Origin of the sequence: Geomonas propionica (genome assembly GCF_016458235.1) — a bacterium.
In the GTDB taxonomy this organism is placed as follows: domain Bacteria; phylum Desulfobacterota; class Desulfuromonadia; order Geobacterales; family Geobacteraceae; genus Geomonas; species Geomonas propionica.
The window spans coordinates 17,202-28,811 of sequence record NZ_JAEMHK010000014.1 but is presented as its reverse complement, the minus strand read 5'-3'; the positions used below and the strand labels follow the sequence as shown (position 1 = coordinate 28,811).

Genomic DNA, 11,610 nt, shown 5'->3' with positions numbered 1-11,610 from the left:
TCAGCTAAGGTTTCAACGTAGAACGTAGAACATAGAACGTAGAACCGGTTCTGGAGTTTTTATGCCCATGCTTTTGGGAACCAAGGGTGACGAGATCCTCAAGTGGCGCGCCAGCACGGACCTGGTGGATAACCTCAAGAAGCGCCTGGAGCGCAAGTGGGGCAGCAGTTCGTCCCGGGAGGCTGAGGCCTTCCTCGGCACGCTGATCGACTCGTTCAAGGAGGAACTCGTCTACGAGGGGCAGCTGGATGAGGAACTGACGGCTCTGCATCAGGCGATCGCCGAGGCTTCCACCCCGGCGGCGCTGGTGCCGCTGCAGGCGCGCTACCGGGAACTGGTTGCCGCCCATTTCCGGCGCCGCAACTCCCCGCTGGCCCTGTGCAGCACCTGCAACGCCCTGCACGACCGAGTGCTACTGCGCGCGGCACAACTGGCCGAGGAACGGATGCGCGACCTGGGACAGGGGACGGCGCCGGTCTACGCCCTGCTCGTTTCCGGTGATCGTGGCCGCGGCGAACAGACCCTCTACGGTCGCAACCGCTACCTGCTCTTGCACCAGCTCGACTCCCAGCGTTTCTACCTGTTCAGCCACCAACTGACCCAGGCGCTCCACGAAGCCGGGCTGCTAGACGAGGGTGAAACACCCTGGCACGGCTCGCTGACCGAATGGCGCTCGCTGTTGAAAAACGGGGATCGGCACCAGGAGCAGCGCCCCCCCGAACTGGAGCCGATGGCTCCCTTTGCCGCCGCGCAGAAACAGGCGCCCCCCCCGCTCCCGGAATGGAGCTGGCGCCTGGAGTCGATGGCTGATCTCTGCCACGTGGCGGGGTTTGAGCCGTTGGCCGAACAGGCGCTCAGCGCAGCAGCGTCCGCCCTCAAGGAGCAGCGCGGCCGCGATCCATTTTTCCAACTGGCGCGCCGTGTCATCAACCTCCCCCTCGCCCTCGGGCACTTCGGACGCTGGCGCCTGGAGCGCGGCGGAGAACACCAGGGGGAGATCGACATCGAGACCCTGGGGCTCTCCCCCCTGGTGCAGCTGGTCCGCATCCTGGCGCTGCAGGCGGAGGTGCACGAAGGGGGGACGCTCGAGCGGATCCGGCAGCTCCTCTACCGGGGCGCTCTGGACGTGGAGCTGGCCGAGCGGCTCTTGAAGGCGCTGCAGTGCCTGATGCAGTTGAGGATCGAGGGTGAGATCCGCAGCGAAGGGGCGGCAGCCTTCGCCAACCCGGAGGATTTCGGCATGGCGGTCGACGCGCGGCTTCGGAGCGCGCTGGAGGCGGTGCTCAACCTGCAGAAGATCGCCTACCAGAGGCTGGTGGGACAGGTATAGGACCGGCCATGCGCATATCGATCTCCGCAGGAACGCTGTTCACCTTCCCCCTCCCCAAGGCCTTCGCCATGGCGCGGGAGGCCGGCTTTGACGGTATGGAACTGGTGATCAACCAGGAGTTCCAGAAGGTGAATGCGCGCAGGCTGGTCAAGGAGCTCGGCGAGACCATGCCGATCTTCTCGATCCATGCCCCTTTCCTGCAGTTGGACGGCTGGGGGAGTCCGGTCGATTCTTTGAAACGGTGCGTGGAGATCGCGGCGGAGTGCGGCATTGGGCTGGTGAACTTCCATCCCCCCTCATGGCTGGGACTGGAGTTCGCTTACTGGCGCTGGCTGTACCGAATGCAGGACTTCCAGAAGGAGATCGGCGGGGACCAGGTGGCGGTCACCCTGGAAAACATGCCCTGGACCGGCAAGTACCGGATCAACGGTTACATCCTCTCCGAGACCCAGAAGCTGATCGAGTTCCTCCACGAGAGGAACCTCTACCTCACTTTCGACTGCACCCACATGGGAAGCGGGCGGGCCAACTTCATCAACGACTTCTACCTCTGCTACAACAGCGGCCGGATCAGGAACATCCATTTTTCCGACTACGGGCATGGCCGTCAGCACCTGCTGCCGGGGCACGGCATCCTGCCGCTCACCCGCTTTTTGAACCACCTGCGCAACACCGCCTACAACGACATCCTGACCCTCGAGCTTTCCCCCCATGAATTCCCCAAGGGAGAAGGCATCATCACGCAAAGCCTCAAGGAGATCCTCGCCTACCTGAGGCAGGAAACCGCCAAGACTACCCCCTGACCACGTACACCGAGCATTTCGCGTCGCGCACCACCTTGTGCGACACGCTCCCCAGGAGCTTCCGTTTCAGGAACCCCTTGCCGGTGCTCCCGATCACGATCACGTCGATTTCCTCCTTCTGGGCGAAACGGATCAGTTCCTCGGCCGGGTCGCCGTAGACCACGGCCGTTTCCAGAGGCACCTCGAGTTCGCCGGCGAGTTTCTCCACCACGTAGAAGATACGTTCCTTGAGTTCGGTCCACTGGTCCTGTTCGGTGATGGGGCGGGCGGGGACGAAGTCGGTGAAGGTGTTGCGCGGCGCGTTGGGGAGCACCAGGAGCCCGTAGACCTTGCTCTTAAACTGGCTCGGGATGCCCGCCGCGAAACGGACCGCCTCCTCGGCGGCCTTGTCCGAAAGCGGTGAACCGTCGATGGCCACCAGGATCTTCTTGCGCAGGTTGAGCATCTTTCCTCCGGAGTGCGGCTGGGGGGGTGAAAGGCCGCTCAACTATATAACATCGCCGCGCTTTTTCCTACAGTATTTTAAGGCAAATCCCCCCTGTCCTCCCTTCGCAAAAGGGGGGAACCTGGTGCCTCATGCAAAGCTTCGTGGCAACCGTCTCCTGGTCCCGGCCCATTGAAAATCAAATCCGTCCTGGACGCCTGTCAACCACCGGCACGTGCCCACGAAGCGCTGCCCGCGAGCTAGGGCTCCCCCCTTTGCGAAGGGGGGGCGGGGGGGATTTGCCTTTACGGGATTTGCTTCAACATAATCCAACCAAAAAGGCGCCCGCAGGCGCCCCTTTTCCCACTATGATGTGCCGGTCACAGCACCGGCTGAGCCTTTTCCGCCCGCTCCAGGAGCGATTCTATCTCCTCGTGAATAAGCCCGTTGGTGGCCAGTATGCGGTGGTCATCGATCCGGTGCGGCTCTCCCTTGTGATTGGTCACCATCCCGCCGGCCTCCCTGACTAGTAGCGCCCCGGCAGCGACGTCCCAGGGCTTCAGTTTGCACTCCCAGTAGCCGTCCAGCCGGCCCGCCGCCACATAGGCCAAGTCGAGCGCGGCGGCCCCGGCCCGGCGCACCCCACGCGCCGCAAGCTGCAGTTCGAAGAAATTGCGGAAGTTGTTCTCGTTGCCGCGCGCGACGTCGTAGGGAAACCCGGTGGCGATCAGGGACTGCCTCAAGGGCTGCCGCGACGAGACATGGATGGGAGCGCCGTTCAAGAAGGCCCCTCCCCCCAGGGTCGTCGTGAAGAGCTCCTCCATCATGCAGTGGTAGATCACCCCGAGGGTGAGTTCCCCCTCTCGCTCCAGGGCGATGGAAACGCAGAACCAGGGGAAACCGTGGGCGTAATTGGTGGTGCCATCGAGGGGGTCGATGACCCAGCGCCAGGAGGGGTCGCCGTCGGCGTAGAGGTTCTCTTCGGCCAGGAAGCTGTGGCCGGGATAGGCGCTCCGGATTCGGCTGACGATCATCTCCTCGCAAGCCCGGTCCACCTCGGTTACGATATCTACTTCCCCCTTGAAGGAGTAGCTGAAATCGCTCCAGAGCTTCTGTTTCTGCAAAGCCCCGGCCTCGCGTGCGGCCGCCACGGCTACCTCGAGCATGTGACGCAGCTCGACCTCACTGGACATCTGTTTCCTCCAACAGTTCCTGCATCTCCTCGAGGAGCGTGAAGTGGATCTCGTCCTCGTCGGCCATGGTCTGCAACATCTCGCGCTCCCAGGGGTGCAGCGCCTCGCGGGCAAGCTCAGAACAGGCGCGGGCGGAAAGGGCCTCGAACTGCATGGCGTTCCGGTACAGTCCCAGATCGCCGCGATAACGAGACAGTTCCTCGACCGAGAGCCGGCGCAGGATGCGGCGGGCCCCCTCCAGCGTGGCCGATTGGCGCAGGTCCACCCTCCCTCCGTCCCGCAGCGCGCGCAGGGCACCCGCGTGACGCAGCTCGTCCTCGCTGAACATCCTGAAGATGGTGGAGAGCCCCGCTACCCCTGCCTCGGCGCCGCAGCGTTCGTAGTACCCGATGCCGTCCCCTTCCTTCCGGAGCACCATGTCCCTGGAATTCATAACGTTCCTCCCCTCACGGTCTATTTATGGCTGGAAAACAGTAACAGGAAATCTCGCAATTTCAAAAGGGTAGGCGATTTTTTCCGCAACGGGGGAGCAGGTATGCGAGTAAAGGCGCGCCAGTCGGGCGCAGAGGGGAACCAACGTGAAGAAACGCAGTTGTTGTCTCTGACCAAGTTGCCGCAGCGTCCCCGCCCCCGGAGGGGGAGGGACAGTGAGGGGGCTTTCGCTCTGCCAGCTTGTGCGGCCACCCAAATAAGAAAAGGGGGACCTTTCGGCCCCCCTTCTCGGTGCTAGCTGTCCAGTCCGTTCTAGTTGTAGGCGGTCTCGGAGTGCTGGGTCTGGTCGAGGCCCATGATCTCGTCTTCCTTCTCGACGCGCAGGCCGATGGTCTTGTGCAGGACGAAGGCGATCACGAGGGTCACCACCACCGCGTAGGCGCCTGCAGCACCGACGGCGACCAGCTGGGTGACGAACTGCTTCATGTTGCCGGAGGTGAGGCCGGTGGCGCCGACGGTGGCGAAGACGCCAGTCAGGATGGCACCGGTGGTGCCGCCCACGCCGTGTACGCCGAAGGCATCCAGGGAGTCGTCGTACTTAAGCTTCGCCTTGAGCAGCACGCCGCCGTAGCAGACCAGGCCGCCGGCGACGCCCATGAGCAGGGCGGCACCCGGCTGTACGAAACCGGCTGCGGGGGTGATCACAACCAGGCCCGCCACTACGCCGGAGCCAAAGCCCAGGGCGGAAGGTTTGCCGGCATGGATCCACTCGGCGATCATCCAGGTCAGGCCGGCAGCGGCCGGTGCGATGGTGGTGGTCATGAAGGCGAGGCCGGCCAAGCCGCCCGCAGCGTCGGAGCAGCCTGCGCCCACGATGGCGGAACCGGCATTGAAGCCGAACCAGCCGAACCAGAGCAGGCCGACGCCGAGCAGGGTGAAGGGCAGGTTATGCGGGGCCATGCGCTCGTTCGGGAAGCCGTGACGCTTGCCGAGGAAGTAGAGCACCACCAGGGACGAGATACCGGAGGAGAGGTGAACGACGGTGCCGCCTGCGAAGTCGAGCGCGCCCATCTTGAAGAGCCAGCCGTCGGACATCCAGACCCAGTGCGCCAGCGGATCGTAGACCAGGGTGGTCCAGAGCAGCACGAACAGGCAGTAGGCGGAGAACTTGATCCTCTCGGCCAGGGCACCCGAGATGAGCGCCACGGTGATGATGGCGAACATGGCCTGGTACATGGCGAAGACATACTCGGGGATGGCACCCGGTTCGGTCGGGACGTTCTGGAACAACGCGTAGATCGCGTTGCCGTCCTTGAAGGTGATCAGCCCGTTCAAAAGGGCCTTGCTGAAGTCACCCACCAGGCCGTGACCCATGTCGGGTCCGAAGGCGAGCGAGTAGCCGATGATGGCCCACTGCACGCCGACGATGCCCATGGCTACCAGGGAATGCATCATGGTGGAGAGGACGTTCTTCTGGCGAACCATGCCGCCGTAGAACAGGGCGAGGCCCGGGGTCATGAACAGGACCATGGCGGCGGAGACCAGCATCCAGGCGGTGTCGCCGGTGTTGAGGACCGGGGCGACGTTCTTGGCCGCCGGAGCGGCGGCGGGTGCTGCGGCTGCCGGTGCTGCGGCTGCCGGTGCGGCGGCGGGTGCTGCGACTGCAGGGGCCGCGGTGGCGGTGGCGGCAGCCGGGGCGGCGGCGGATTCGGCCGCCTTCTCCTCGGCTATGGCGAGCACCGGTACCAGCATCAGGCTGGCCAGGAGGGTCAGCTTCCCGAGTTTCATGGTGAGGCAGCTGGAAGCGGGCTTGGCTGCATCCTTTAGCTTATTAATGTCACGCATCATAACACTCTCCATTGATCGTATTTATGGGTTGGATTGAAAGAACCTGAAGTCCTAGATCGCCTCGTCGCCCTTCTCGCCGGTCCTGATGCGGACCGCTTCTTCCAGCTGAAGGATGAAGATCTTGCCGTCGCCGATCCTGCCGGTCTTGGCAGTATCCTCGATGGTGGCCACGGCCTTTGCCGCCAGCTCGTCAGCCACGACGATTTCCAATTTCACCTTGGGTATGAAGTCCACGACATACTCGGCGCCGCGGTACAGTTCGGTGTGGCCTTTCTGGCGCCCGTACCCCTTCACCTCGCTCACGGTGATCCCCTCTATCCCGATCTCGTTGAGGGCGTCTTTCACCTCATCCAGTTTGAACGGCTTGATGATTGCTTCTATCAGCTTCATCGCTTGCCTCCTTTGTTAGTAATGGCGGTGGATTTGTCGTTGCACACTGCGTGCATCACAGGTCTTGCAGAACATTCGGCAGGCCGATCAGCCGGCTTGCAGACATAGCATCCATCGGTTCCAGGTTTCCCTCTCTTTTCAGGCCCCTGAAGGCTTCGATGCCCTTGCCTTTTGTTCAACTCTGAATAAACAGCTCTTTCCAGCCTTGAAAACAGTTCCCCCTTTCCCGATATGATGCCCTCCACCACGACCTGCACCATTGCCTAAACGGGCGGGAAAGCCTTCTGCGGCACACCTTCGTGCCGTGTGATCATCTCTTAGCACAGGCTGTGCCAGCGCGCATTCACAGGTGCAACAGGTTGAAACCATAGGATTTTTCACCCTCGCACCGTAAACGCGGTGCCGAGGCGGTCTTTTATTGCGGCAGCCATGATGTTTTTTTAGGCAGGGGAATGGGGTGGGAAGACAGCTGGTGCGATGGGAGCTCAGGGCGCGGGGGATTCGGGAGAGACGTCATCCACCCCGCCATCCAAGACGTCGGCGGCGGCGATAGGGGAGCGGTCGGAAACAGCGGGATCAACATGGGCGGCAGCAAAGAGACGGGGATATTCCTCCGGCCGCATCGGTTTGCTGAACAGGTACCCCTGGAACATGTCGCAGCGGTTCTTGGTGAGGAACTCGAGCTGGGCCTGGGTCTCGACCCCTTCCGCGATCACCTGCAGTTTCAGGGTGTGCGCCATCTCGATGGTGGCAAGGGTGATGGCCGCGTCGTCGGGATCGTTGGTGATGTCGTTGATGAAGGTACGATCGATCTTCAGTACGTCGAGCGGGAACCGCTTCAAATAGGAAAGCGAGGAAAAGCCGGTGCCGAAGTCGTCTATGGCGAGTCGCACCCCCATCCCCTTGAGGGCCTGAAGGGTCTTCACGGTCCGTTCGGTGTGCGCCATGAGCACCCCTTCGGTGAGTTCCAGTTCCAAGAGGCCCGGGTCGAGGCCACTGCTCTCCAAGACGGCGGTGACTGTGTCCAAAAGTTCGTTCTTCAAAAACTGCTGGCCGGAGATGTTGACGGCGATAGTAACCGGCGGCAGTCCCTGGTCGATCCAGAGCTTGTGCTGGCGGCAGGCCTCCCGCATCACCCATTGGTCGATCTGGATCACCAGCCCGATCTCCTCGGCCAGCGGCAGGAACCGCCCCGGCTCGACCACGCCCAACTCCTTGCTGTTCCAGCGCACCAGCGCCTCGATCCCCACCACCTCGCCGGTGCGGCAGCTGACCTGGGGCTGGTAGTACACCTCGAATTCCTCATCCTTGAGTGCCTTGTGCAACTGGCTCTCCAGGATGATCCGCTCCAGCGCCTTGGCATTCATGGACTCGTCGTAGATCTGGTAGCCGTTTCTCCCCTGTTCCTTCGCCTGGTACATGGCGCCGTCCGCGTTCCTGATCAGGTCGCTGGCCGTGGTCGCGTCGAAGGGGTAGAGGCTGATGCCGATACTGGTCGAGACGAATACCTCCTGACCTTCCAGCGAGTACGGGACCGACACCGTGTCCAGGATGCGCCTTGCCACCTTGGCCACATCCTGGAAGTGCTCGATGTCCGAGAGCATGATGGTGAACTCGTCGCCACCCAGGCGGGAAACCAGCGAGGGGGGACAATCGTCCTCGGCGCGGGCCAGGCAGTCGCTGCGGCGCACGCAGCGCAGCAGGCGGTCGGCCACGTCCTGAAGGAGCCGGTCCCCCACCCCGTGCCCCAGGGTGTCGTTTACCAGCTTGAAACGGTCCAAGTCGAGGAACAGCACGGCCAGCATCCGGTCGTTTCTGTTGGCGAACACCAGCGCCTGCTCCAGTTGCTGCTGGAAGAAGCGGCGGTTGGGGAGCCCGGTCAGGGCGTCGTAGTAAGCCAAGAGGCGGATCTGCTCTTCGGCCCGCTTGCGCTCGGTAATATCCTGGATGGTCCCGGTCAGGCTGACGGCCTCCCCCTCCTCGTCCAGTACGGTTACCAATTCGGCGTGCAGGGTACGCTCCCCCCCTTCCAACAGGATGCGGTAATCGAAGCTGAGCGGGGCACGTTTGGCGATGGCGTCATCGATGGAGCCCTGCACGAAGGCACGGTCCTGGTGGTGCACCGGGTCGAGGATGGGATTGCCGTCGCGGTACTTGGGATCGACGCAGCAGATGCTGTAGACCTCTTCCGAGCAGCGGATTTCCCCCGTGGCGAGGTCCCATTCCCAGGAACCTATATGGGCGAGACTCTGGGCGTGGGCCAAGCCGGCGCGGCTCTCCCTGAGCTGTTCGAGGGCGCTGCTGGCCCGGAGCATGTAACTCACCCGGTAGCCCAGGATGTGCCAGTTGATCGGCTTGGTGATGAAGTCGGTGGCGCCGACCTCGTAAGCGCAGTCGATAGATTCCAGGTCGTTCAGGCCGGTCATCATGAGCACCGGGGTGTCGCGTCCCCCCTCGGTGCGACGGATGGAACTGCAGACGGAGAAGCCGTCCACCCCCGGGAGCATCACATCCAGGAGCACGAGGTCGGGGGCGTAGGCGACGAACTCCTCCAGCGCCTGCTCGCCGGTCTCGACGTCGCGCACCACGAAACCTGTATTTTCCAGGGTCTCCCGGGCCAGCAGCCGCACGGCCTGATCGTCATCCACCACCATGACCAGCGGGGTGACTCGCTTGGACTTTCTGGTCAGCATAGCGGTCCTCCCCTCAGCGCGTCCCGCACCAGCCGGTACTCTTCCTCGACCTGGTGTAATAGCGGCAGTGCCCCTTCCGTTGATCCGGCCCGGCCCAGGCTCTCCAGTTCCATGCAGACGCCGGCCAGGCGCAGGGCGCCGAGATTGGCGCTACTGGATTTGAAGCTGTGCGCCGCCGCCTTGAGCTTCTCCGCGTCACCGCCGGATTCGGCCTCGCGCATGGTCTGCAAAAGAGCGGGGGTGCTGGCCAGGTACAGGTCCACCACCTTGCGCAGGATCTCCATGCCGCGGTGGCCGGGGAGCGTGCGGATCATCTCCAGGGCGCCGCTCATCTTGTCGTGAGAGATCACCTGCAAGGGCTCCACGGGAGCACTCGCCCCGTCTCCATCCCTCTCGGCGGCCACCATGGTCGCGGCGCTGCCGTCCAACTGCCGATCCATCGCCTTGGCGATCTGGTCACAGGTGAAGGGCTTGGAAAGGTAGTCGTCCGCGCCGGCGTCCAGGCATGCCACCCGGTCTCCCGGCATGGCGTATGCGGTCAGGGCTATGATGGGGACCCGGTTGCCGCTCCCCTGCTCCCACGCCCTGATCCGCCTGGTCGCCTCCAGCCCGTCCAGTACAGGCATCTGACAGTCCATGAATACCACGTCGTAGCGGTTACGTTGCACCTCGCTCACGGCGGCGGCGCCGTCCTCCACCACCTTGACTCGGTACCCCAGGCTTTCCAGCATCCCCTTTCCCACCTCCTGGTTCACCACATTGTCCTCCACGAGGAGCACCTGGCGCTGGTGCGGAGCGGGGGCGCCGCAGCAGCCTACTGCCAGCCGCTCTTCCTCGTCCATCCCCAATGCTCCCATCAAGGCGCGGTAGAGCCCGTCCTGCCACAGCGGCCGCCTGGGGAACGAGCATGCCTCCAGTTCGGCCAGGCGAGGGTCGCCCGCCTGGTCATCCCGCTCGGTAAGGAGCAGGATCCTGACCGAGCGCCCTGCCGGGACGGTGCGCATGGTGGCGGCCAGTTCGATGCCGTCGGTTCCGGCCAGGCGATGGTCCACAACGGCAACGTCGAAGGGGGCGGTCACGATGCGGCAAAAGGCATCAGGGGCATCGCCTACGCATTCCAGGTCCACCCCCCAGGACGCGAGCTGCTCACCGATCCCCTCCCTGGTCTGTTCGTCGTCGGTGGCCAGGAGTACCCGTTTATCCCGCAGTGCGGTGCAGCAGCGTTCAGGGCGCGGCGCCTCCTCGTGAAGGTCGAGCCTGGCGGTGAAGCTGAAGCGGGAGCCGCGACCAGGTTCGCTCTCCAGTTCCAGGGCGCCCCCCATAAGTTCGGTCAGCTGCCGGGCAATGGCCAGCCCCAGCCCGGTGCCGCCGTACTTGCGGGTCATCGACTCGTCGCCTTGGGTGAACTGGTTGAAGATGCGCTGCTGCGCGTCGGGGGCGATGCCGATACCGGTGTCCTCGACACAGAAGCGCACCTGTGCGGGGTACTCGGCGACCGCCACGGACAGGCGTACCGATCCCTTAAGGGTGAACTTCACGGCGTTGCCCAAGAGGTTCACCATCACCTGGCGCAGTCGCCCCGGGTCCCCGACGAACATGCGCGGCAGCCCCTGCTCCAGTGCCAGGGTAAGCTCCAGACCCTTCCTGGCCGCGTCCTCGGCACAGACCGCGACCGCGTCGGACGCCAACTGGTGCAGGTCGAAGGGGATCTTTTCCAGCTCCATGCGCCCCGCCTCGATTTTGGAGAAATCGAGGATGTTGTTGATGATGGAGAGAAGCGCCTCCCCGGAGCGCCGCACCGTGTCCACGTAGCGGGCCTGCTCCTTGGTCAGGTCGGTCCCCAACAGGAGCTCGGTCATGCCGAGCACGCCGTACATCGGGGTCCTGATCTCGTGGCTCATCTGGGCCAGGAAGTCGGACTTGGCGCGGTTGGCCGACTGGGCGCTCTGCATCGCCTCACGCACGCTCACCAGGCTCGCCTCCAGCTGCCGGTTCACCTCCGACAGCTCCTGGGTCCTTTCCGCCACCTCCAGCTCCAGTTCCTCGGAGTGCAGCGCGAGGCGCTCGTCCCGGACCGATATCTCGGCGAGCATGTTGTTGAAGCAGGCGAACAGGACCGCCAGCTCGTCCTCGCCGGCGCGCTCCACCCGGACCCGGTAATCCTGGCTCCTGGAGACGATCTCCATCTTCCTGCTCAGGTCCCGGATCGGTTCAGAGATGGTCCAGTCGATGCGCTGGGAGAGCAGCGCGGCGAGCCCCAGCGAGCCGAGCAGGGCCAGGGTGAACTGGAGCGACGCGAAGAAGGCGGATTGTGAAGCGGCGGCGAGGGGTGAGGTGCAGAAGTGGTAGCAGATGAAACTGAGGGTGAGACAAAGAAGCAGCAGCGTGTTGCAGCCGAGGAGGAACGTGATCAGTCTGGACTTGAGGGAGCTTTTTCCCGGCCACGGAAGCTTCACGGCACCTCCTTTGTCGCTTCCGGAGGGGGAATTGACCGGCC

At 63.7% G+C, this 11,610-nt stretch carries 9 protein-coding genes; 2 read left to right on the top strand and 7 right to left on the bottom strand.

Annotated features, from left to right (window positions below):
* The first annotated feature begins 61 nt into the window (after positions 1–61).
* Complete coding sequence (locus JFN90_RS17110) at positions 62–1,330, top strand: putative nucleotidyltransferase substrate binding domain-containing protein (RefSeq protein WP_199396334.1); 1,269 nt, start codon at positions 62–64, stop codon at positions 1,328–1,330.
* Positions 1,331–1,338: 8 nt separating this feature from the next.
* The gene (locus tag JFN90_RS17105; protein ID WP_199396333.1) at positions 1,339–2,133 is read left to right on the top strand and encodes a sugar phosphate isomerase/epimerase family protein; all 795 of its coding nucleotides are present in this window, start codon (positions 1,339–1,341) and stop codon (positions 2,131–2,133) included.
* Here JFN90_RS17105 and JFN90_RS17100 read toward each other — a convergent pair.
* From JFN90_RS17100 to JFN90_RS17070, 7 genes are all read right to left on the bottom strand, one after another.
* On the bottom strand, positions 2,123–2,578 hold the full coding sequence (locus JFN90_RS17100; RefSeq protein ID WP_199396332.1) for a universal stress protein: 456 nt from the start codon (positions 2,576–2,578) through the stop codon (positions 2,123–2,125). The two genes, JFN90_RS17105 and JFN90_RS17100, sit on opposite strands and share 11 nt — an antisense overlap.
* 359 nt (positions 2,579–2,937) lie before the next feature.
* Positions 2,938–3,750, bottom strand: a complete 813-nt coding sequence (locus JFN90_RS17095) for an inositol monophosphatase family protein (RefSeq protein WP_199396331.1) — start codon at positions 3,748–3,750, stop codon at positions 2,938–2,940.
* Complete coding sequence (locus tag JFN90_RS17090) at positions 3,740–4,183, bottom strand: ferritin family protein (protein ID WP_199396330.1); 444 nt, start codon at positions 4,181–4,183, stop codon at positions 3,740–3,742. The genes JFN90_RS17095 and JFN90_RS17090 overlap by 11 nt, the downstream gene beginning before the upstream one ends.
* Before the next feature lie 311 nt (positions 4,184–4,494).
* Entirely contained in the window at positions 4,495–6,030 is a 1,536-nt protein-coding gene (locus tag JFN90_RS17085; RefSeq protein WP_199396329.1) for an ammonium transporter, read from the bottom strand.
* Positions 6,031–6,081: 51 nt separating this feature from the next.
* Positions 6,082–6,420: a P-II family nitrogen regulator gene (locus tag JFN90_RS17080; RefSeq protein ID WP_199396328.1), complete on the bottom strand. Its 339-nt coding sequence runs from the start codon at positions 6,418–6,420 to the stop codon at positions 6,082–6,084.
* Positions 6,421–6,905: 485 nt separating this feature from the next.
* A complete protein-coding gene (locus tag JFN90_RS17075) occupies positions 6,906–9,113 on the bottom strand; it encodes a putative bifunctional diguanylate cyclase/phosphodiesterase (RefSeq protein ID WP_236019041.1) in 2,208 nt (735 codons plus the stop codon).
* Positions 9,107–11,569, bottom strand: a complete 2,463-nt coding sequence (locus JFN90_RS17070; protein WP_199396327.1) for a response regulator — start codon at positions 11,567–11,569, stop codon at positions 9,107–9,109. The genes JFN90_RS17075 and JFN90_RS17070 overlap by 7 nt, the downstream gene beginning before the upstream one ends.
* Positions 11,570–11,610 lie beyond the last annotated feature (41 nt).